19 protein-coding genes and 1 tRNA gene are annotated in these 22,035 nt (G+C 70.4%); 10 read left to right on the forward strand and 10 right to left on the reverse strand.

The genetic code is table 11. From position 1 onward, the window contains the following. Positions 1 to 315: 315 nt before the first annotated feature. Together MRB58_RS17030 and MRB58_RS17035 are read left to right on the forward strand one after the other, a co-directional pair. Positions 316 to 2,868, forward strand: a complete 2,553-nt coding sequence (locus MRB58_RS17030) for a transglycosylase domain-containing protein (RefSeq protein ID WP_244778300.1) — start codon at positions 316 to 318, stop codon at positions 2,866 to 2,868. Between the two features lie 89 nt (positions 2,869 to 2,957). After that, entirely contained in the window at positions 2,958 to 3,395 is a 438-nt protein-coding gene (locus MRB58_RS17035; RefSeq protein ID WP_244778301.1) for a GNAT family acetyltransferase, read from the forward strand. Between the two features lie 4 nt (positions 3,396 to 3,399). Here MRB58_RS17035 and MRB58_RS17040 read toward each other — a convergent pair whose 3' ends face one another. Together MRB58_RS17040 and MRB58_RS17045 are read right to left on the reverse strand one after the other, a co-directional pair. Then, positions 3,400 to 4,200, reverse strand: a complete 801-nt coding sequence (locus MRB58_RS17040) for an inositol monophosphatase family protein (protein WP_244778302.1) — start codon at positions 4,198 to 4,200, stop codon at positions 3,400 to 3,402. A gap of 458 nt (positions 4,201 to 4,658) precedes the next feature. Continuing rightward, the gene (locus tag MRB58_RS17045; RefSeq protein WP_244778303.1) at positions 4,659 to 5,558 is read right to left on the reverse strand and encodes an N-formylglutamate amidohydrolase; all 900 of its coding nucleotides are present in this window, start codon (positions 5,556 to 5,558) and stop codon (positions 4,659 to 4,661) included. Positions 5,559 to 5,751: 193 nt separating this feature from the next. On the opposite strand from MRB58_RS17045, the gene cpdR reads away from it, so the two are divergent. The 6 genes from cpdR to MRB58_RS17075 all read left to right on the forward strand — a co-directional run bounded on the left by cpdR (position 5,752) and on the right by MRB58_RS17075 (position 11,746). After that, positions 5,752 to 6,111 carry a cell cycle two-component system response regulator CpdR gene (cpdR, locus tag MRB58_RS17050; protein WP_305853204.1) on the forward strand — a complete coding sequence of 120 codons (360 nt, stop codon included), beginning with the start codon at positions 5,752 to 5,754 and terminating at the stop codon, positions 6,109 to 6,111. Positions 6,112 to 6,238: 127 nt separating this feature from the next. Next, a tRNA-Val gene (locus MRB58_RS17055) sits at positions 6,239 to 6,313 on the forward strand. A gap of 231 nt (positions 6,314 to 6,544) precedes the next feature. Then, the gene (locus MRB58_RS17060) at positions 6,545 to 7,132 is read left to right on the forward strand and encodes a transglycosylase SLT domain-containing protein (protein WP_244778305.1); all 588 of its coding nucleotides are present in this window, start codon (positions 6,545 to 6,547) and stop codon (positions 7,130 to 7,132) included. Between the two features lie 137 nt (positions 7,133 to 7,269). Further along, positions 7,270 to 9,291: a hydantoinase/oxoprolinase family protein gene (locus tag MRB58_RS17065; RefSeq protein WP_244778306.1), complete on the forward strand. Its 2,022-nt coding sequence runs from the start codon at positions 7,270 to 7,272 to the stop codon at positions 9,289 to 9,291. Continuing rightward, entirely contained in the window at positions 9,291 to 10,946 is a 1,656-nt protein-coding gene (locus MRB58_RS17070; protein ID WP_244778307.1) for a hydantoinase B/oxoprolinase family protein, read from the forward strand. The genes MRB58_RS17065 and MRB58_RS17070 overlap by 1 nt, the downstream gene beginning before the upstream one ends. A gap of 155 nt (positions 10,947 to 11,101) precedes the next feature. Further along, positions 11,102 to 11,746, forward strand: a complete 645-nt coding sequence (locus MRB58_RS17075; protein ID WP_371747196.1) for a ZinT family metal-binding protein — start codon at positions 11,102 to 11,104, stop codon at positions 11,744 to 11,746. Positions 11,747 to 11,810: 64 nt separating this feature from the next. Here the strand turns inward: MRB58_RS17075 and MRB58_RS17080 are convergent, their stop codons facing one another. Then, positions 11,811 to 13,487: an acyl-CoA dehydrogenase family protein gene (locus MRB58_RS17080; protein WP_244778308.1), complete on the reverse strand. Its 1,677-nt coding sequence runs from the start codon at positions 13,485 to 13,487 to the stop codon at positions 11,811 to 11,813. 231 nt (positions 13,488 to 13,718) lie between these two features. Here MRB58_RS17080 and plsY point away from each other — a divergent pair, with 231 nt between their 5' ends. Both plsY and dprA read left to right on the forward strand, forming a co-directional pair. Beyond that, positions 13,719 to 14,333 carry a glycerol-3-phosphate 1-O-acyltransferase PlsY gene (plsY, locus tag MRB58_RS17085; RefSeq protein ID WP_244778309.1) on the forward strand — a complete coding sequence of 205 codons (615 nt, stop codon included), beginning with the start codon at positions 13,719 to 13,721 and terminating at the stop codon, positions 14,331 to 14,333. Beyond that, a complete protein-coding gene (gene dprA / locus MRB58_RS17090) occupies positions 14,330 to 15,442 on the forward strand; it encodes a DNA-processing protein DprA (RefSeq protein ID WP_244778310.1) in 1,113 nt (370 codons plus the stop codon). Before plsY ends, dprA begins: the two co-directional genes overlap by 4 nt. Positions 15,443 to 15,492: 50 nt before the next feature. On the opposite strand, the gene MRB58_RS17095 is transcribed toward dprA, so the two are convergent. The 7 genes from MRB58_RS17095 to ilvA all read right to left on the reverse strand — a co-directional run bounded on the left by MRB58_RS17095 (position 15,493) and on the right by ilvA (position 21,856). After that, the gene (locus tag MRB58_RS17095; protein WP_244778311.1) at positions 15,493 to 15,780 is read right to left on the reverse strand and encodes a hypothetical protein; all 288 of its coding nucleotides are present in this window, start codon (positions 15,778 to 15,780) and stop codon (positions 15,493 to 15,495) included. 115 nt (positions 15,781 to 15,895) lie between these two features. Beyond that, entirely contained in the window at positions 15,896 to 16,690 is a 795-nt protein-coding gene (locus MRB58_RS17100) for an alpha/beta hydrolase (protein ID WP_244778312.1), read from the reverse strand. Between the two features lie 481 nt (positions 16,691 to 17,171). After that, positions 17,172 to 17,465, reverse strand: a complete 294-nt coding sequence (locus tag MRB58_RS17105; RefSeq protein ID WP_244778313.1) for a DUF1244 domain-containing protein — start codon at positions 17,463 to 17,465, stop codon at positions 17,172 to 17,174. A 108-nt stretch (positions 17,466 to 17,573) separates the two neighbouring features. Further along, complete coding sequence (locus tag MRB58_RS17110) at positions 17,574 to 18,788, reverse strand: glycerophosphodiester phosphodiesterase family protein (protein ID WP_244778314.1); 1,215 nt, start codon at positions 18,786 to 18,788, stop codon at positions 17,574 to 17,576. Between the two features lie 97 nt (positions 18,789 to 18,885). Next, positions 18,886 to 19,635, reverse strand: a complete 750-nt coding sequence (locus tag MRB58_RS17115) for a pyridoxine 5'-phosphate synthase (protein WP_244778315.1) — start codon at positions 19,633 to 19,635, stop codon at positions 18,886 to 18,888. After that, a complete protein-coding gene (pdxA, locus tag MRB58_RS17120) occupies positions 19,632 to 20,618 on the reverse strand; it encodes a 4-hydroxythreonine-4-phosphate dehydrogenase PdxA (RefSeq protein ID WP_244778316.1) in 987 nt (328 codons plus the stop codon). Before pdxA ends, MRB58_RS17115 begins: the two co-directional genes overlap by 4 nt. Then, the gene (ilvA, locus tag MRB58_RS17125; RefSeq protein WP_371747300.1) at positions 20,618 to 21,856 is read right to left on the reverse strand and encodes a threonine ammonia-lyase IlvA; all 1,239 of its coding nucleotides are present in this window, start codon (positions 21,854 to 21,856) and stop codon (positions 20,618 to 20,620) included. The genes pdxA and ilvA overlap by 1 nt, the downstream gene beginning before the upstream one ends. Positions 21,857 to 22,035: the final 179 nt, after the last annotated feature.

Genomic DNA, 22,035 nt, shown 5'->3' on the forward strand with positions numbered 1-22,035 from the left:
CAGCGGGCGCCGTCGTCGTCCCGCTCCGCCTGCCGCGCGGTGGACGGAGCCCGGTGGTCCGGCGCTCCACTCCGGCCGGGGCCCCGGACGGGCCCCGCGCGGGCCGGCGGACATTGGGGCGCCTTGCCGCGACGATCAAGCCACGCGGCGGCGCCATCCCGTCCTCGTGCCGTCATCCTCGGGCGGAGGGGCGCGGCAGCGGCACAGGATCGATTAACCATTCGCCTTGATTCGCGTGAAGCGATTGGCGAAGGGTTCCGTTAGCCCTGGTCGGCGACACTGGCGCCGACCGACAACAGTGATGAGTACGCCGTCATGAAGGACGCCAAGCCGCGCGGCGCGCTTGCATCGGGACGGAACAAGTCGACGACACGCGTTGCCCCCCGCTTCGGCGAGGACACGCACGACCGTTCCCCGCAAGCCAGCGACCCGCCCGCGGGCGCGAAGAGACGCGCCGACCCCGAGCGCGCCGAGCCGCGGCGCGGCGCCGACGGCGCCCCTCCCAAACGCGCCCCCTCCGGTGCGACCCGGTCCGCTGGCGCCGCGTCGGGGACGCCATCCCCAGGTAAAACGTCCTCGGGCAAGACCTCCTCGGGTAAGGCGCCGTCCGGCAAGACGGCCGCGACCGCCAAGGCGGCGGCGCCCCGCACGGCTGCGGCCAAGAGCGCCAGCGGCACGTCGACGGCCAAGGCCGCGAAGGCGGGTGCCGTATCCCGCAGCGCCGGCGGCGCCGGCAAGGCCGCGAGCGCCAAGGCGGCGGCCCCCGCCCAGGCCGCGGCGGCGCCCCGGCGCGGGCGGGCCGAGCCGGTGGAACGCGAGGCGGCGCAGCAAGCCGCCAGCCGGCGTCGCGCCGAGCCGAAGCGCCGCAGCCGGGGCGAGCGTCCCCGCCGGCGCCGCTTCAGCCTGCTGCGCTTCGCCTTCCGCATGACGTTCACCCTGGCGCTCCTGGGCGTCGTCGGTGTCGGCGCGATCATCGCCTATTATGCGGCCACGCTGCCGCCGGTCGACGAGTGGGCGGTGCCCGAGCGCCCGCCCAACGTCGCCATCCTCTCCGAGGGGGGCGAGCTGATCGCCAATCGCGGCGACACCGGCGGGCGGGCCGTCAAGCTGGCGGATCTGCCGCCCTACGTGCCGCAGGCGGTCATCGCCATCGAGGATCGGCGCTATTATTCGCACCCCGGCGTCGACCCGATCGGCCTGGCGCGGGCGATGGTGACGAACCTCACCTCCGGGCGGCTGGAGCAAGGCGGCTCGACGCTGACCCAGCAGCTCGCCAAGAACATGTTCCTGACCCCCTCGCGCACCATCGAGCGCAAGATCCAGGAGATGGTCTTCGCGGTATGGCTGGAGATGAAATACTCCAAGGACGAGATCCTGGAGATGTATCTCAACCGCGTCTATCTCGGCGCCGGCGCCACCGGCATCGACGGCGCGGCCCGCCGCTACTTCGACCGGCCGGCCGAGGAGCTGACGTTGGCCCAGGCGGCGATGATCGCCGGCCTCCTCAAGGCGCCCACCTACTACGCCCCCACCAACGACCTCGCCCGCGCGCGCGGGCGGGGCGAGGTGGTTCTCGCCGCGATGCGCGACGTCGGCTTCATCTCCGGCGACGAATACACCTACGCGGTCGACAACCCCGCCTCCGTCGCCGCGCCCAAGGTGGCGACCTCCGGCGGCTACGTGGCCGACTGGGTGGCCGAGGTGCTGCCCGGCTTCGCCGGTTCGCTGACGTCCGACATCGTCGTCGAGACGACCATCAACCTCGAACTCCAGGATCTGGCCCAGAGCGCGCTGCAGGATGTCATCGCCAAGGAGGGCGAGGCGAAGGGGGTCAGCCAAGGCGCGGTGGTGGTGCTCGACGGGTCGGGCGCGGTGAAGGCGCTGGTGGGCGGGCGCAAGTACGCCGAGAGCCAGTACAACCGCGCCGTCTCGGCCCATCGCCAGCCGGGCTCGTCGTTCAAGCCGTTCGTCTACCTCGCTGCGCTGGAGCATGGGCTGACGCCGTACACCATGCGCATCGACCAGCCGACCCGCATCGGCGACTGGGAGCCGGAGAACTACAACCGCAAGTATCTCGGCCCCGTCTCGCTGACCCGCGCGCTGGCCCTGTCGCTCAACACCATCGCCGCGCAGCTGACGGCCGAGGTCGGCCCCAAGACGGTCGCCGACGTGGCGCACCGGCTCGGCATCCGCTCCGAGATGGCGCCCAACGCCTCGATCGCGCTCGGCACCTCGGAGGTGACGCTGCTGGAGCTGACGACCGCTTACGTGCCGTTCTCCAACGGCGGCATCGGCGTCGTCCCGCACGTGGTGCGGCGGATCAAGACCGCCGACGGGCAGATGCTCTACGAGCGCCGCGGCGGTGGACCGGGGCAGGTGGTGAGCCTGGAGCATGTCGGGCAGATGAACACGATGCTGCATGCCGCGCTCACCTCGGGGACGGCACACCGCGCGGCGATCGACGGCTGGCAGGCCGCCGGCAAGACCGGCACCAGTCAGGCGTGGCGCGACGCTTGGTTCGTCGGCTACACCGCCTTCTTCACGGCGGGCGTGTGGCTCGGCAACGACGACAACTCATCCACCAAGAAGGCCACCGGCGGCTCGCTGCCGGCCGAATTGTGGAAGACGTTGATGAACAAGGTGCAGGAGGGGATGGTGCCGGCGGATCTGCCGGGCATGGACCAGCTCCCCGAGCCGATCGAGGCCGCGCCCGACGACTACGAGATCGAGTTCGGCCAGCCGGTCGCTGCCGCACCGCAGCAGCTGGAGCAGCAGCGCCAGATCCGGCGCGGGCGCGACGACTGGATCCGCCCGGCGCCGCAGCAGGACAACGGGCGCGGCTTCTTCGGCCGCCTCTTCGGCGGCTGAGCGACCCGGCCACGACAAAACCCGTCGGGGCGCGGGTCGATCTCGCGCCCCGTTCCGTTTCCACACCCGCAACGCCGACGATGACCGCCATGCCGCTCCGCATCGAACCTCTCGCCGCCGCCGACCTCGACACCGGTGAGGCCGTCGCGCAGATCGTCGCGCTGTGGGATGCCTGCCGGCTGACGAGGCTATGGAACGACCCGGTCGCCGACCTGCGGCTCGCGGTCGAGGGTGCGGCGTCGGCGGTGCTGGTCGGGCGGGTCGGCGAGCGGCTCGTCGCCACCGTCATGGTCGGCCACGACGGGCACCGCGGCGCGGTCTACTACGTCGCGGTGGCGCCGGAGGCGCAGCGCGACGGTACGGGGCGCGCGATGATGGCGGCGGCGGAGGCGTGGCTGAAGGCGCGCGGCGTGCCCAAGCTCAACCTCATGGTCCGCCGCGAGAACCGCGCCGTGGCGGGCTTCTACGCGGCCCTCGGCTATGCAGAGGAAGACGTCGTCGTCCTCTCCAAGCGCCTCGCGTCCTGACGCTTCAGCGGCCCTTCAGCGCGCTCAGCACCGCGTCGAGCAGCGCCGGGTCGCCGACGGCCACCGTCGTGCCCGCGAAGCGGTGCGGCAGCATCGGACCGATCCGCGCGCCTTCCCAGTCCGTCAGTGCACCGCCCGCCGCCTCGACGATGGGGACGAAGGGCGCGATGTCGACCGGCTTGAGACCGGCCTCCACCACGACGTCGATCTGCCCTGCGGCCAGCATCGCGTAGGCATAGCAGTCGGTCCCGTAGCGCACCAGGCGGCTACGGCCGGCGACCCGCTCGAACGCGGCGAGCGCGTCCGGGGCGAAGTGCTGCGGGCCGGTGGTGGCGAGCGTCGCCTCGGCGAGGCCGGGACAGGGACGCGTGCGCAGCGGCCGCACCTCGCCGCCACGGGAGAAGGTGGCCCCGTCACGTCCGCCGACGAACCGCTCGCCCACATAGGGCTGGCACATCATGCCCAGCGTCGGCCCCGTCGCGTCGGCGAGCGCGATGAGGACGCCCCAGGTCGGCAACCCCGCCATGAAGCCGCGCGTGCCGTCGATCGGGTCGAGGATCCAGGTCCGCCCGCTGCGGCTCTCCACCGCGTCGAACTCCTCGCCGAAGATCCCGTCCTCGGGACGCTCGCGCGCCAGCACCGCGCGCATGGCGAGTTCGGCCTCGCGATCGGCGACGGTGACCGGATCGAACCCCTCGGCCGCCTTGTTGTCGACCCCCGGCAATTTGCGGAAATGAGGGAGGATGGCGTCGCTGGCGGCGTCCGCGAGGCGCTCCAGGAGGTCGCGATCGAGGTTATTATTCATCGCATGGGTGCCATGCATTAATGTAACGGTCCTGATACATTCGGGTGACGATTTTTCGATGTCTCTGTAAGTCACTGAATTTGAATTGGAAATTCTCTCGCCTCGCACTTCAGGCGATGCGCACATAACCCAATTGCCAAATCCCTGAGCATTTTTTTGGGGTGTCTACCATCTAAGCATCTTGACGATTGTGCGCCGCGGCTGCATTTGTTGCAGCGCGGGACGGCGGTTGTCGTCTCGCTGCCCTCCTTGGGCGTTTCCTCCCTAGACTTACGGCCGCTCCTCGGAGCGGCCTTTTTTTTTGTCCGGGTGCCGCGTCGCCCACGAGGGGCGGGGCGCGGTGGGGATCACGCGGTAGAGCGGACAGAGTGTGCCTCCTCAATCTGGGCTACGTCATGGCGAAGCCGGCGCCGGTAATGGCGGTGGCGTGGCGATCGCGGTCGGGGGGAGGGTGGCCGCTACTCGGCGGCCTGCTGCCAGTCCACGCCGGCGTCGTGTGCCATGAACCAGTCGATCAGTCTGGCCGAGGTCGCCATCAGCGCCAGGCGCAATGCGTCGAAGCCGGCGTTCCGCTCGAACGTCGCCTCGTTCATGTAGAGCGCGCGATTGATCTCGATCTGGATCGCATGGATCATCGGCGGGTGGCCGTAGCGCTCGGTGATGAAGCCGCCGGCGTAGGGCCTGTTGCGGCCGACGGTGAGGCCCTGGTCGCGCAGCAGCCGCGCGAACTCCTCCGACAGCATTCCAGAGCAGCTCGTGCCGTAGCGGTCGCCCAGCACCACGTCGATCCGGTTGGGGTCGCCGACATCGTGCCGGATCGCGCCGGAGGGCATGGAGTGGCAGTCGACCAGGACCGCCGCGCCGAAGTGCTCCACATGCGTCGCCAGCTGGGCGGAGAGGGCGTTGTGATAAGGGTGGTAGAACCGCGTCAGCCGGTCTTCGGCTTCCGCGGCGGGAAGGTGCGAGGCGTAGATCTCCTGGCCTTCGCCGACGATGCGGGCGATCACGCCGAGACCACTGGCGACGCGCGGGCTGTCGGCCTGCATCGGCAGAGGAGGGGGCGCGTCGAACATCGACGGGTCGATCTCGCTGGAGCAGCGGTTGAGGTCGAGGAAGACGCGCGGGAAGTGCGCGCGCATCAGCGGCGCCCCGAGTGAGGGCACCCCGGCGAACAGTTCGTCGACGAAGGTGTCTTCCGAGCGGCGCAGGGTCAGCCGGTCGAGCCGGGCGCGCGAGAGGAGCGATTTGGGGTAGGTGGTGCCGCTGTGCGGGGCGCTGAAAACGAAGGGCACCGAAGGAACGGTCGGCTCGATGAGGTCGAACGTCGTCCCTTCGGAAAAGTCGTCGACGATCAGCATCACCACATCTCCGCTCCGTACAGATCGGCCGTCATACCACGACCTGCGTCGCTGTCAGATCGAATCGATTCGCACGAGCGCAGTAAGCATCTCCTAAGCGAGACGCTTGACCGCGACTTAAATCGACTGGCCGCAAAGTCCAACTCGTCATTGCAACGAGGGACGCGGCGCTTCTGGGCTGCGGCGACACACTGTGCGAATTTTGCTGGCCGAAGACGACGAGGACATGCGCCGATTCCTCGAGCGGGCACTGGAGCGGGCAGGGTACGACGTCGTCGCGGTGGACGATGGCGAGACCGCCTATGCCCGGCTTCAGGAGGAGCCCTTCTCGCTCCTCCTGACCGATATCGTCATGCCCAACATGAACGGGGTCGAGCTGGCGCGCCGCGCGACCCGGCTCGACCCGGATCTGGCGGTGATGTTCATCACCGGGTTCGCCGCGGTGGCGCTCGACGGCGAGCACCGTGCCCCGCGCGGCGCCAAGGTCCTGTCCAAGCCCTTCCACCTGCGCGAGCTGGTGCGCGAAGTCGGCCGCATGCTGGAATATGCCTGAGCCGGCATCGGTCGACGGCCGCCCGCCACGGCCGCGGAACGGGTGCGCCGCCGGGGTGTGAAATCGGGGCAAAAACGGGCTTGCCCCCCGCCGGCTGTGCGTCTATATCGGGGCCTCGCTGGCGTCCGGGCGGTTAGCTCAGCGGGAGAGCACTTCGTTGACATCGAAGGGGTCACTGGTTCAATCCCAGTACCGCCCACCACGTCCCCGGCACTTCCAGATCCCAAATCGAGTATCGTCCAGCCGCGCCGTCGCGGGTCGACGCCGCAGCCGCGTCGCGTGCGGAACCCGCCGCTGCGCGGGTAGGCCGCGGGTTCGCGCCTAGCCTCGCCTCGGACCGGGGGGCGGCCGTTACGATTTTCCGGGCGATTCGAGCGAGGCTTTAACCAACTTCCGCAAAGGCGCTTTCATGCCTCCCCGGCACACTGCGCCCATGCGACACCTGTTCCACATCCCCCTGGTCCTCGGCCTGCTGGCACTCGCCGGCTGCGGCAGCACGCCGCCCTCGTCGATCAACGACGTATGCTCGGTGTTCGCCCAGCGGGACGGGTTCTTCGACGATTGGTACGACGACGCCAAGCGCGCCGAGCGCAAGTACGGCATCCCCGTCCACGTCCTCATGGCGACCATGCGCGTCGAATCCGGGTTCGACGGTGACGCCCGGCCCCCGCGCAGGAAGTTCCTCGGCATCGTTCCCGGCAAGCGCCCGTCCAGCGCCTTCGGCTACAGCCAGGCCCTCGACGGCACGTGGTCGCAATACCGCCGCGAGACCGGCCGGACCATGGCCCGCCGCACGGACTTCGGCGACAGCGTCGACTTTGTCGGCTGGTACTATTCCAAGACGGTGCAGCAGTACGGGATCTCGCGCGACGACGCCTATTCGCTCTACCTCAGCTACCGGTCCGGCTGGGCCGGCTACGGGCGCGGCGCATGGCGCAACCAGTCCGGCGCCCAGGCGACGGCCACGAAAGCGGCCAACATCGCCAACACCTACGCCTTCCAGCTGCGCAACTGCCGCTGAGATTGAGGGCCGACCGGCCCTCGGTGCCCGACTGAAGGTCATTCGCGCTCAAACAAGGTTTGCGCGCGTTGACAGCCCGTTCCTCCCCCGGCCAACGTGACCCGGTCGGCTGCGGCCATGGAGCGGGGGGACATGTCATGACGGTCAGCGTCGGGGTCGATGTCGGCGGAACCTTCACCGACTTCCTCATGCTGGACTCCGCGGCGGCCACCTTCCGCACCGCCAAGGTCCCCACCACCGTCGACGACCGCGCCCGTGGTTTCCTCGAAGGGATCGACGCGCTCGCGGTCGCGCCCGGCGCGATCGACTGGCTGGTCCACGGCACCACCGCCGGCACCAACGCCGTGCTGGAGCGCAAGAGCGCCCCCGTCGGCCTCATCACCACCGCCGGCTTTCGCGATACGCTGGAGCTCGGCCGCCGCACCCGGCCCAAGCCGTACGGGCTCGCCGGCAACTTCACCCCGCTGATCCCCCGCCGCCATCGCCGCGAGGTGGCCGAACGGATCGACGCCGCCGGCAACGTCGTCGTCCCGCTCGACGAGGAGGCCGTGCGGGCACAGGCCGCCGCGCTCCTCGACGCGGGGATCGAGTCGGTCGTCATCCACTTCCTGCACGCCTACGTGAACGATGCGCATGAGGCGCGCGCGGCCGCGATCGTGCGGCAGATGTGGCCCAACGAGCACGTCGTCGCCGGACACGAGATCATCCGCGAGGTGCGCGAGTTCGAGCGCGCGTCGACCGCCGCGATCCACGCCGGTATCGGCCCCATCGTCTCGCGCTACATCAAATCCGTCGCCACGCAGCTCGCCGATCGCGGCTTCCCGGGCGAGCTTCTGGTGATGCAGGCTAACGGCGGGATGCTGGCGTCCTCGCTGGTCGCGAGCCAGGCGGTGCAGACGGTGATGAGCGGGCCGGCCGCCGGCGTCCTCGCCGCCGCCGCGATCGCCGAGGCCGCCGGCACGCCCAACATCATCACCGGCGACATGGGCGGCACCTCGTTCGACGTGGCGCTCGTCGTCGGCGGCGCGCCGGTCATCTCGGCCGAGAAGGACCTCGCCTATTCGGTCCCCATCCGCATCCCGATGATCGACATCCACACCGTCGGGGCCGGAGGCGGTTCACTCGCCAAGATCGACGCGGCGGGGATGCTGCGGGTCGGACCGGAGAGCGCGGGGTCGACGCCGGGGCCGATCGGCTACGGCCGTGGCGGCACCGAGCCGACGATCACCGACGCCAACTTCCACCTCGGCCGCCTCAACCCGGACGCCGTCACCGGCGCGGGGGCCGCACCGCTGGGCGCCGTGCGGGAAGCGCTGGATGCGCTGGGGGCGCCGCTGGGGCTCGACGCGACGGGCGCCGCAGAGGCGATCATCCGCATCGCCATCGCCGAGCTGGCGGGCGCCATCCGCCTCGTCTCCATCGAGAAGGGGCACGACCCGCGCGACTTCGCCTACATGCCGTTCGGTGGCGCAGGGCCGCTGCACGCGGTCGAGATCGCCCGCGAGCTCGGCATCCCCAAGATCGTCGTGCCGCGCTTCCCGGGCCTCACCTCGGCGCTCGGCTGCATCCTCGCCGACGTCCGGCACGACTTCGTGCAGACGGTGAACCGCCCCGTCGCCGCGCTCGACCCGGCCGAGATCGACGCCATCCTCGCCGCCCAAGCGAAGGCGGGGCGCGATCTCCTGGCGCGCGAGAAGGTCGCCGTCGCCGAGGTCCGCATCGTCCACGAGGCCGACCTTCTCTACAAAGGACAGACCCACGTCCTGCGCGTCCCGATCGACGGCGAGCGGTTCGACGCCGACGCGGTGCTGGCCGCCTTCGCCGATGCCTACCGCACGCGCTTCGAGCTGGAATTTCCCGAGATGGTGCCGATGCTCGCGAACGTGCGCACCACCCTCGTCGGCGTGCGCGAGCGGGTGGACCTCGCCGTCTTCGCGCCCGCTGGCGGCGACCTCGCGGCGGCCCGCCGCGGTACCCGCCGCGCCTATTTCGACGGGGCCTGGCACCAGGCGGCGATCTGGGCGCGCGAGGCGCTTCCCGCCGACGCCGTCATCGAAGGGCCGGCGATCGTCGAGCAGGCCGATTCCACCCTCGTGCTGGATCCCGGATCGCGCGCGACCGTCGACCGTGTCGGCAACCTCGTCGTGGAGCTGATGTGATGGACCAGATGGCCCGAACCGCGATCGACCCCGTCACCCTCACCGTGATCGAGAAGGGGTTGCAGCAGGTCTGCTCCGAGATGGACCTCGTCCACGAGAAGACGTCCTTCTCGCCGGTGATTTCCGAGGGGCTCGACCGCTCCAACGGCATCTACGCGCCCGACGACGGCCGCATGATCGCGCAAGGCGCGCTCGGCCTGCCCATCTTCCTCGGCGTCATGCAGGAGACGACCCGCGCCGTCATCGCCGCCCGGCCAGACCTGAAGGACGGCGACGTGGTGCTGGTCAACGACCCGTACTTCGGCGGCACGCACCTGATGGACGTGAAGATGGTGCGCCCGTTCTACTACCGGGGCCGGCTGTGGTGCTATCTCGCCAACACCGGGCACTGGCCGGACACCGGCGGCATGGTCCCCGGCGGTTTCAACTCCACCGCCACCGAGATCTACCAGGAGGGCCTGCGCCTGCCGCCCGTCCGCCTGGTGCGCGAGGGGGTGATGGACGAGGACATCATCCGCATCGTGCTCGCCAACGTGCGCGTCTCGTCCGAGCGGATCGGCGACATCAAGGCCCAGATCGCGGCGCTGGCGACGGGCGTGAAGCGCCTCACCGCGCTCCTCGACCGCTACGGCCGCGAGACGGTGGAGGCCGCGATCGCCGAGCTGGAGACCCGCGGCGAGGCGCTGATGCGCACGCACATCGCCGCGATCCCCGACGGTACCTACTCGGCCAGCGCGTTCATGGACTCCGACGGCGTCGTCGACGCGCCGCTGGAGATCGCGCTCGACGCCACCATCGCAGGCTCCGACATCACGCTCGACTTCGCCCGCTCCTCCGCGCCGTGCGCCGGGCCGATGAATTCGGTGTGGGCGTCCACCTTGTCGGCGGTCTACGTCGGGCTGAAGCACATCTTCCCGGACCTGCCGATGAACGCCGGGTGCTTCAAGCCGGTCGCCGTGGCGGGCACGGAAGACACCTTCCTGGAGGCGAAGGAGCCGCGGCCGGTCGCCGGGTGCGCCTCGGAGACCTCGCAGCGCATCGTCGAGGCGGTGTGCCTGACGCTCGCCACCGCGCTGCCGGACAAGACCTTCGCCGCGGGCGCGGGGTCGAGCGGCAACCTCTCCCTCGGCGGGTTCGACCCGGCGACAGGTCAGAGCTACATCATGTACACCTTCTCGGGCGGCGGTTACGGCGGCTGGTGGGGCGGCGACGGGCTCACCAACGGCTGCTCGACCATCGGCATCTCCAAGAACCAGCCGGTGGAGATCCTGGAGCAGCGCTACCCGCTCCTCTTCGAGCGTTACAACCTGCGCGAAGGCTCGGCCGGCGCGGGCGAGTACCGTGGAGGCTACGGCATCGACTACCGCTTCCGCCTGCTGCGCGGGGAGGGCAAGGCCTCGTTCCTGATGGAGCACGGCCGGGTCGGCCCGCCGGGGATTCTGGGTGGCGAGGCGGGCCTCACCAACGAGATCCGCATCGGCCAGGCCGGCCGCGTGACGACCCCCGAGCACCTCTCCAAGGGCGAGGGCTACGTGCTTCACGCCGGCGATTGGATCGAGGTGCTGACCCCCGGCGGCGGCGGCTACGGCGACAAGGCGCGCCGCGCGCCAGAAGCCCGCGCCGCCGACACCGACTACGCACCCGGCAGCGACTGACCCGCTCTGATCCGCCCTGACCTGCCCGGGATAACCGCCGGACGCGCCCGCGCCCAGGGAGGACATATTGGCCTGAGCGTATCCGTTATGTTATAACATAATAGATGGAGCGACGATCGATCCTCCAGGCCCACAGTCAGACAAGGCGCAACTCGATGAAGATGACGTTTCCCGGGCGGACGCTCGCGATGACGATCGCGGCGGCGATGCTTCTCGCCCTGCCGGCCTCCGGCGAGGAGAAGGCCGGCCACGCCCACGCTCAGGACGAGCGGATCTACAAGGGCTATTTCGACGATGACCAGATCCAGCCCCGCTCGCTCGGCGACTGGGCGGGAGACTGGCAATCGGTCTACCCCCTCCTGATGAACGGCGACCTCGACGTCGTCATGGAGCACAAGGCCGAAACCGGCGACCAGACCGCCGAGGCCTACCGTGCCACCTACGAGGTCGGCTACGAGACCGACGTCGAGCGCATCACCATCGAGGGCGACACGGTGACCTTCTACAGGGGCGGCGTGCCGGTGAGCGGCCGCTACGCGGACGACGGCTTCGCGGTGCTGACCTACAAGAAGGGCAATCGGGGCGTACGTTATATCTTCTCGAAGAGTGAGGGTGACGACGCCGCGCCCGCCTTCATCCAGTTCAGTGATCACCGCATCGCGCCCGCGCACGCCGACCACTACCACCTCTATTGGGGTGACGACCGCGCCGCCCTGCTGGAGGAGGTGACCAATTGGCCGACCTATTACCCCTTCGACCTCGGCCCCGAAGAGATCGCCGACGCGATGATGGCCCACTGAGCAAGCCCCGCCGCGCCGCCCGCAGTCGGAGGGGCGCGGCGGACGGGCATCAGTCTTCCGGGTATCAGTCTTCCGGGACGATGAAGTCGAGGATGGCGGCGGCGTCGAAGCGGCCGTCGAGAGTGCCGAAGCCGGCGCGGAAGCGCTCGCGCAGCCGCGTGGCGATGTAGGCGTCGGCGATCACGCGCGGCAGGTTGCGGCGCATCGCCGAGGCGGCGGCGACCATGGCGAGCTGCTCGGCGAAGGCGCGGGCGAGGGAGGCGTCGCCGGCGGCACGCTCGCCCAGCTCCAACGTGTCTTCGATCAGGTCGGCGTTGGCGTTGCCGAGATCGGCGCCGAGCTCGCCCAGCGCGTCCTGCAGCACTGCTTTGTCCCGGTCGACCTGCATGACGAGGTCCATCGCCGCCTCGTTGGCGGTGCCGTCCCATTGGGCGAGGGCGGTCAGGTCGGCATGGAGGCGGGCGGCGGGATGCAGCGCGTCGAACGCCGCCCCGCCGATCGCCTCGGTGCAGGCCAGCGCCACCTGCGGCGCGACGGTCATGGTGTAGAAGCGTGCCGCGGGGGTGACGAGGCGGGCGAGGGCGTGGTCGCCGTCCCGCTCGAACGCCTGATCGAAGCCGGCGGCGACGCGCATCGCGAGGGCCGTGTGCGCCGCGCTCTCGAGCGCGAGGTCGGCGAGGAGGCGGGCATGCAGCGGGTGGCTGACGAGGAGCTTGCCGAACGATTCGCGGTAGCGCGCGTGGTGGACCGCACGGCCGACCGCGGCGCGCATGGCGCCGGCGGCGACGATCGTGCTGTCGAGCTGGAGGAGGGTGCGCACGTCACGCAGGACGTGGAGGCCGCGGCCCGGCTCGCCGAGAATGCGCCCGGTGGCCCCCTGGAACGACAGGCTCGCCACCGCCTGCGAGGCGAGCCCGCCGACGTCGCGCAGTGCCTCGATGGTGATGGTGTCGGCGTTCTCGGGCCCGTAGCGGGGCACCATGGCGGCGGTCGGCCCCTCGATCGTGCGGGCGAGCACGAGGGCGACGTCGGCCGCCGGGGCACAGACGAACCACTTGTCGCCCGCCAGGCGCAGGCGGTCGCCGGCCACGACCTCGCCGCGCATGGCGACGGCGCTGCGGTCGGCGCAGCTATCCCGCTCGGTGAGGGCGAGGGTGATCGTCGCGCCGCCTTTCTCGGACAGGGCGGCGGGCTTGCGGTCGTACCGGCGGGTGGCGACGAGGGGGAAGAGCTCGGACTCCAGGTCGCTGGCGTAGGCGAGGGCGGCGACGGAGGCGTGGGTGGCGCAGACCTGCGTGAGGTGGCCGCGGTCGCACTGGGCGGTGAGATAGAGCACCGCCGCGCGCATGCGGTGCTGGCGCCGGTCGTCCCCGTCCTCCCACGCGGAGGAGGCGAGGCCGGCGGTCACGCTGCGGTTCATCAGCGCGTGATAGGCGGGGTGGATCTCCAGCTGGTCGACCCGGTAGCCGTCGAAGTCGGTCCGGCGGAGTTGCGGCGGGCAGGCCGCGGCGATGCGCGCGACCTCCTGCGCCTCTGCCGAGCCCCAGTAGGCGCCGATCGCCTTGAGATGGTCTTCGCCGGCCTCGTCGAGAGCCGAATCGAGTGTTGCGGCGAGCACGGGATCGGACGCGAACGTATTGAGGCCAGCATATTCTGGCGGACGGGCCGGGGAGGACACGGGTTCCGTCGCGCGGCGAATGCCGACGCGCCGGTTCAGCGTGTCGTCCATCGTCTTGTGCAACAAGCCATCCTCACCACCGACCCAGTGTCACGGCCGTCGGTAAGATGTAACCGGGCCTTGGCCCGGCATCAACGCCCGACTTGCGTCGCGACGAGCTTTCGGCCACCAATCGCCGCGTGATGGGCTCCAGCCCGGCGGTCGCCCGCGCGATCGGCGAGTCCGGAGCCGGACCGCGAGACGGACCGCCGGGCGCCCGGCCCGCCGGCTGCGCGACGAACGCTCGGGGAGACGATGCCGGATCCGATCAGCTGGGCCGCCGTGTGGCCCTACTTCGCCGCCGCGTTCGTGGCGAGCTACCTCTCCGGCTCGATCCCGTTCGGCCTGCTGCTCACCCGCCTCGCCGGCCTCGGCGACGTGCGCAAGATCGGCTCCGGCAATATCGGCGCCACCAACGTCCTGCGCACCGGACGCAAGGACCTCGCCGCCGGGACGCTGTTGCTCGACGCGCTGAAGGGGGCGGTGCCCGTCCTCGTCGCCTGGCGCGTCGGCGGGGCGGACTTCGTCGTCACGGCCGCGCTCGGCGCCTTCCTGGGGCACCTCTTTCCGGTGTGGCTGGGTTTCCGCGGTGGCAAGGGCGTGGCGACCTACATCGGCGTCCTGCTGGCGGCCTCCTGGCCGGCGGGGCTGGCGTTCGCCGGGATCTGGCTCACCACCGCCTTCGTGACGCGGTTCTCCTCGCTGGCGGCGCTGCTGGCGGCCCTCGCGACGCCGATCGTCCTGGCGATCCGCGGCGAGTTGCAATACGCGGAGATCTTCGGCGTCTTGACGGCGCTGCTCTGGTTCAAGCACGCCGCCAACATTGCGCGGCTGCTGAAGGGCACCGAGAGCCGGATCGGCAAGAAATGACCGGGCCGGCGACCGAGACGGACCGGCTCGACTGGCTCCGCCTCATTCGCTCGCAGAACGTCGGTCCGGAGACCTTCTTCACTCTGCTGCGCCGTTTCGGCTCTGCGCGCGCCGCGCTGGAGGCGCTGCCGGACCTGGCGGCGGCGGGCGGGCGGCAGCGGCCCATCGTGGTGGCGGACCCCGGCCGGATCGAACGTGAGCTGACCGCCGCCGCCCGCCTCGACGTTCACTACGTCTTCTTCGGTACGGCCGCCTATCCGCCGCTCCTCTACGAAATCAGCGGTCCGCCCCCGGTGTTGACGGTCCGCGGCGACATCTCGTTGGCGCAGCGGCCCAGCATCGCGGTGGTCGGCGCGCGTCAGGCCTCGGCCTCCGGACGCACCATCGCGCGCACGTGGGCCGAGACGTTCGGCCGCGAGGGATGGACCGTGGTGTCGGGCCTGGCGCTGGGAATCGACGCGGAGGCGCATCGCGGCGCGCTCGCCACCGGCACAGTCGCGGTGATTGCCGGCGGGGTGGACCGGCCGAGCCCCGAGGCCAACCTCGACCTCGCCGCCGCGATCGCCGACCAAGGCGCGCTGGTCTCGGAGATGCCGTTGGGCGTGGAGCCGTTTGCGCGACTTCTGGTGCGCCGCAATCGGTTGATCGCGGGCCTGTCGCACGGGGTGGTGGTGGTGGAGGCGGCGGCGCAGTCCGGCGCGCTCTACACGGCCGACTTCGCCGCCAGTGCGGCGCGGGACGTGTTCGCGGTGCCCGGCTCCCCGCTCGATCCGCGCGCGGCCGGATGCCTGAAGCTCCTGAAGGAAGGTGCGACACTGGCGATCGACCCGCGCGACATCGTCGACCAGCTCCGGCCCGCCCAGCAGCCCATGCTGCCCGGCTTCGGCGAGGAGGACGACGGGAGGTTGCCGCAAGAGACGCCGAGCGACGTGATCGACGAGCTGCGCCGTGCGCTTTCGCCCGCCCCGGTCTCGGTGGACACGCTGGTTCGCGTCACAGGGCTGGCGACGGGGACGGTCATCGCCTCGTTGGTCGAACTGGAACTCGCAGGTCACGCCGAGCGCGAACCCAACGGCATGGTGCGCGCCGCGACCCCCGCCGCCGGCTGACGGCCGCGGCGGGGCGCAAGGGAGGGTCCCACAACCCTCCCGGCCGATCCCTACCAGATCGGCTTGCGCACGCAGACCGTCTTGATCTTGACGATGAAGGCGTTGTGGAAGTCGCTCCAGACGCGAACCTTCTTGTCGAAGCAGTGGCGGCGGAAGTGCGCCCGGTGGTTGAACGTCGTCACCCGGCGGTGGGAGTGGAAGCTGTGGCCGCCGACCTGGGTCGTGCCCGCTTCGGCCGCGATGGCCGGCGCGCTGAGCGGGGCGGCGTTCGCGCCGACGGTCCCGGTGACGGCGGTGAACCCGATCACGGCGGCGAGGATGGCGGTTTTCATGGTCATGTCTGGTCTCCGTGTTGGTGAGGCCGGTGTCATCCGGCGACAGGACGGAGATGGGGGCGGCCCGGAGGCGGTCTTGTGCTCATCGGCACAAGCGCCGGGCGGCCGCGCGCCTCGCTCAGGCGAGGAGGTTCTGGATGAGGTGAGAGAGGACGCTGTTGTCGTCGGCGAGTTCGGCCACGAGGCTGGAGTGGTGGTGGTTCTCGGTGAACTCGATGGTCGCGGTGCCGCCGGCGGCGTCCACCGCATCGTACATCCGCGCCGCCTGGCGGCGAAACTCGAACGTCTCGTCCGCCCCCGTGCGCAGGTGCACCGGGCAGCGAATGTCGCCGGCGTGGCGTTGCGGCGAGTAGTCGAGCACCTCGCGTTCGGTCAGGTGCAGCTCGTCCTGCATAGGGGCGTAGCGCAGCGGGTCGAGGTCGTAGATGCCACTGATGGCGACGATCGCGAGCGGCGGGTCGGACAGCCGCGCCGACGCCTCCAGCGCCAGGTGCGCGCCCGCAGAGTGCCCCGTCAGCAGCACCGTGTCCGCCTCGGTCATGACGATTTGGCAGGCGTTGACGACGTCCTCCACCAGGTCCGGCATCCGCGCGCTGGGCATCAGGCGATAGTCGATGTTGTAGAAGGTGGCGTCGCTGGCGGCGGCGGTCTCGGCCGCGAACGCGAAATCGTCGGCGCACCCGCTCTTCCAGCCGCCGCCGTGGATGAAGACGAGCGCGTGGGTGGGTCGCCCGAGCCGGGAGCGCCACACCACCTGGGCGTCGTGCGGTCCGGTGGGGATGCGTTGAGGCGCGCCGAAGGCGTCCGCGCGAGCCGAGAGCGCTTCGTGCCGGTCTTGCCACGCGGCAAAATCAGGGATGGCCGCCGTGGTGTCGAACTGCGAATTCCAAAATCGTTCTGTGTCGCGCCCCATCTAATCGGGCTCCTCATGTTGGCCGACACCGTGGTCCTAAAATTTCTCCCACGTTATTAACGAACATCTTTGCCTATATTTCATTTGTGGCATCATTTCCGCAGACGATGGCCCAATTGTCGAGGATCGGGTCTGTTCACGAATGCGTGACGGGCCATGAATTCGTTGTCGCGCAAAGTAAGTCGCGGCCTCGAAACCGCGCTTGGCCGTTGGGATTGCGAGGCATTCCATCGCGAGACGCACGATCGGCCATGCGCGAGTTCGCGCCGGCGCCGGCCCCTCTGGCCTGTCGATCGAGCGGCAATAATGGCGAAGAGAAGGCGGGACGGTGCCGCTGAGACGCGCCGGGCCGGCAGAATATGGCAGCGGCGACAGGGGGGCCGGCCACCGCCGCACGGTCTTGCGGGCGCGGCGCGGATGTGCGCCGGCATGGCGCGGAGCCATGGGCGGGCCGCCGCGATCCGGGGCCCGCCGCATGGCATCAATGCTGGTGGGTGGCCTCGAAGGCGGTCTTTTGCGTGTCGGTCGCCTCGCTCTGATACTTCGCCTTCCACTCGGCGTAAGGCATCCCGTAGACGATCTCGCGCGCCGCTTCCTTGTCGAGCGCGATGCCGCGCGCGTCGGCCTCCTCGCCGTACCAGCGGGACAGGCAGTTGCGGCAGAAGCCGGCGAGGTTCATCAGGTCGATGTTCTGCACGTCGGTGCGTTCGCGCAGGTGGTCGACGAGGCGGCGGAAGGCGGCCGCCTCCAGCTCCGTGCGTTCGGCGTCGGTCATGGTGCACACTCCGGTTTCCTGCCCCTTAGGTGGCGCAAAACGGGCGCATGAAAAAGGGGCGCCGAAGCGCCCCTCCCAGATTGCCGCAGGTGCGAGCCCCGGCGCGGCTCAGAGGTCGAAGCAGTTGGCGTAGTAGGTGACGGTCGCCGGCCAGTCGGAGAACACGCCGACGACGCCGACGTCCTGCGCCAGCACGTCGAGCACGGCGTAGTAGTCGCTGTCGCTGTCGATCGCGTCGGTGACGGAGTTGTAGTACCAGCCGCCGCCGTTGGCGAGCGGGCCGGAGCGCTCCAGCGACCAGGTGATGAGGGTCAGGCCCGCATCCTTGGCCGCCTCGGCGTAGGCCGAGGCGACGATCTCGCCGTCGTCGTCCAGCGAGACCAGCATGTTGATCGACGGGGCGAGGTAGTTCACGCCCAATTCGGCGATCTCGGCCGGGGTGTGGGTCCAGGTGGACTCGTCGTCGGCCGACCAGTCGTCCGCCGGCTCCACGAGGTAGACCGCCTGCTGCCCGTAGTCGCCCGCGTTGGCGACCCAGTACTTGATGACGTCGAGGTTGAAGGACTGCGGGAAGACGTCCGCCGCCGGGATGCCGGCGTCTTCGTACTCGGCGATCAGCTTCTGCGCGTAGTCGTCCATGGAGAAGCCGTCGAACGGCATTTCGACGGCCGGGTCCTTCAGCTCGGGGGTGAACTTCGCGCCCAGCGACTTGAAGAGGTCGATCGACTGCTTGTGCGTCATCAGCTCGGCGCCGTCGGCGTAGAGCGTGGTGCGCCAGGACGGGACGCCGCCCTGGTAGGCCTCGGCGCTCGTCGCGGTCTTGTCGGCGGCGTCCATTTTGGGCGTCAGCGTCTGGAACTCGGCGAGCGTGATGTCCGACGTGCGGCATTCGGCGGCGGCGGGCGTGTCACCGGCGGCCGGGGTGAACGGCGTGGTGCACTTCGCGGCGAGGTCGCTCACGAGCATGTTGGTGGTGGTGTGCAGGTCGTTCTGCGCGTGGCGGCAGACCAGCTCCTTGTCGGCCGTGAAGGCGACGTCGCATTCCAGGATACCGGCGCCCGACCGCGCGGCGGCGAGGTTGGACTGCACGGTGTGCTCGGGGAACTGCAGCGGGGCGCCGCGGTGGCCGATCGAGAAGGTCGTGCGGGCGGGCGTCTGCCCGGTGCAGGACAGGAGCTTCTCTTTCAGCTCGCCGTCGGGGAGCTTGTCGATGAGGTAGAACGGGCGCACGCCGTAGGTCAGCGGCTCGTCCGCCTCGGCGACCGCGGCGGGTAGGATGACGGGGAGCAGCGCGAGGGCGGCGCCGAGAAGGAGACGGTTCATGAAGGACCTCCACAATGGTGGCCCGTCTCTACCGTCGCCTTCGTGTCGGTCCGCGGACGGTCCTGCGAAAGTTCTGTGACAGTCCCCGCTGCGCGCCTCAGCCGGCGCGGGCGGCGGCGATGACGCGCTTCATCTCCTGGATCGCCGGAATGATCCCCGTGAACACCGCCGCGCCGATCAGGAAATGGCCGATATTCAGCTCGGCCATGTTGGGGATCGCGGCGACGGGGCCGGCGGTGGCGTAGTCGAGCCCGTGGCCGGCGTGGCACTCGATGCCGAGTTCGGCCGCGAGGGCCGCCGCTTCCACGATGCGGGCGAGTTGCGCCGGGCGCTGCGCGTCGGGCGCGTCGCAATAGGCGCCGGTGTGCAGCTCGATCACCGGGGCGCCGACGCGCTTGGCCGCCTCGACCTGCACCGGGTCCGGATCGATGAAGAGGGAGACGCGGATCCCCGCCTCGCCGAGCCTGGCGACGAAGCCGGCCATGTCCACGGTCGCGTCGGCGACCTCGAGGCCGCCCTCGGTGGTGACCTCCTGGCGTTTCTCCGGCACCAGGCAGGCCGCGTGCGGACGCAGCGCGGTGGCGATCGCCAACATCTCCTCGGTCACCGCCATCTCGAAGTTGAGCGGCAGCGGGCTCTCGGCCATCAGCCGGCGGACGTCCTCGTCGCGAATGTGGCGGCGATCCTCGCGCAGGTGCGCCGTAATCCCGTCCGCCCCCGCCTCTGCGGCCAGCAGGGCGCCGTGGACCGGGTCCGGGTGCTTGCCGCCGCGCGCGTTCCGCAGGGTGGCGATATGGTCGATGTTGACGCCGAGGCGGGGCACAGCGGGGGCAGGGGGGACGGTCACGACGCTCTCCGATTGCAGGCAAGCTCGGCGGCCAGTCGGATCGCCGCGAGGAGGCTATTTGGACGCGCGACGCCCTGGCCCGCAATATTGAAGGCGGTGCCGTGGTCGGGCGACGTGCGCACGAACGGCAGCCCCAGGGTGACGTTGACGCCGTCGTCGAAGGCGAGCGTCTTGATCGGGATCAGCGCCTGGTCATGGTACATGCACAGTGCGACATCGTACTTCGCCCGCGCGCTCTCGTGGAACATCGTGTCGGCGCTGCGCGGTCCGTCGATATCGAGGCCCTCCGCGGCGAGGCGGGCGACGGCGGGGGCGATGGTGTCCACCTCCTCGCGGCCGATCTCGCCGTCCTCGCCGGCGTGCGGGTTGAGGCCCGCCACCACCAGGCGCGGCTGCGCGAGGCCGAACATCGCCCGCATGTCGTGGTCGACGATGCGGGCGGTCTCCTCCAGCGCCGCCGCCGTCAGCGCCGCCGGCACTTCGGCGAGGGGGATGTGGATCGTCACCGGCACCACGCGGATGCCGGGGCCGGCCAGCAGCATCACGGTGCGTTGCGCGCCGGAAAGCTCGGCCAGGAACTCGGTGTGGCCGGGGTGGGCGAAACCGGCCTGCAGCAGTACCGCCTTGTGGATCGGGTTGGTGACGATGCCGCCGACCGCGCCGGCCTCGGCCAGGCGCACGGCCGTGCGGATCGCCTCCAGCACCGCGTCGGCGTTGGCGGGGTCGGCGACGCCGGGTTGGGCGTGCACGCGCCGCCCGAGCGGCAGGACGGGGAGGGCGTGGGGGAAGACGTCCGCCGCCGCGGCGGGCCCGGCGACCGCCTCGACCGCGACGTCGGGCGCGTGGCGGGCGGCGAGGGCGCGGACGCGCTCCGGATCGTCGATCAGGAGGAAGGCCGGGCCGCTGCGGCACAACGCCTTCCAGGCCCCCAGCGTGATCTCCCCGCCCACTCCGGCGGGCTCGCCCATCGTCAACGCCAACATCAGATCAGGACGCCTGCCACGACCTCGTCGTCGGTGATGTCGCGATAGACGAAGCCGGCCGCGTCGAGCCGCGCCGTCAGCACCTCGAAGTTGGCGCGCGACGGGGTCTCGATGCCCAGCAGGATCGAGCCGAAGTTGCGGGCCGACTTCTTGAGGTACTCGAACCGCGCCACGTCGTCGTCCGGACCGAGGAGGTCGAGGAACTCGCGCAGGGCGCCGGGGCGCTGCGGCAGGCGCAGGATGAAGTACTTCTTGGTGCCCGCTGCGCGCATCGCCCGCTCCTTCACCTCGGGCAGACGCTCGAAGTCGAAGTTGCCGCCGGACGTGATGCACACCACCGTGCGCCCCTTCAGCCGCTCGGGCGGCAGCGAGCGCAGCGCGTCGATCTGCATGGCGCCGGCCGGTTCCAGCACGACACCCTCGATGTTCAGCATCTCGAGGATGGTCTCGCAGAGCCGGTCCTCCGGCACCAGGGTCACCTGCGCCGGGTGCCGTGTGCCCAGCACCGCGAAGTTGGCGTAGCCGATCTGCGCCACCGCCGCACCGTCGACGAAGCTGTTGACCTTGTCGAGCGTGACGCGATGCCCCTCGATGAGGCTGCGATGGAGGGACGGCGCGCCGGCAGGCTCGACGAAGACGATCTCGGTCCGGGGCGACAGCGCTTCGAACACCTGGACCATGCCGGCCGCCAGCCCGCCGCCGCCGACCGGGACGATCAGCAGGTCCGGCGCGCGCTCCAGAGCGTCGAGGATCTCGAGGCCCACGCTCGCCTGTCCCTCGATGATGTCGGCATGGTCGAACGGGGGGACGAAGACGGCCCCCTCGGCCTCGGCGAACTCACGTGCGGCTTTGTAGGACTGGTCGAAGGTGTCGCCGATGAGGCGGACCGTGATGGCGTCACCGCCGAAGGTCTCGGTCTTGTAGATCTTCTGCTTGGGCGTCGTCGTCGGCATGAAGACAGTGCCGGTGACGCCGTGGTGGGCGCACACGTACGCGAAGCCCTGCGCGTGGTTGCCGGCCGAGGCGCACACGAAGGTCCGCGCCTGCGGGTGGGTGGCGAGCGTCTTGCGGAAGAAGTTGGCGGCGCCGCGCAGCTTGTAGGAGCGAACCGGCGTCAGGTCCTCGCGCTTGAGGTAAATGTCGGCCCCGTAACGCTCCGACAGGTGCGCGTTGCGCAAAATGGGCGTCGGCGCGAGCAGCGGACGGATGGCGTCGGCGGCATCCCTGGCACGCGTCAGGAAATCGTTGGAAACGGGGTCGGATACGAGGCTCATGCGCGCGGTGTAACCGAACTTGGCGGCGAGCGGTAGCGCCTCGTGCCCGCCGCGCGCAGCTCTGGACGGCGCGCGCGGAGGGCGGTCGCGCCGGCCGGACCGCCGTCGCCCCGCACCGGCTCCGGGCGGTGACCGAACATGGC

It is taken from the genome of Acuticoccus sp. I52.16.1 (genome assembly GCF_022865125.1).
In the GTDB taxonomy this organism is placed as follows: Bacteria; Pseudomonadota; Alphaproteobacteria; order Rhizobiales; family Amorphaceae; genus Acuticoccus.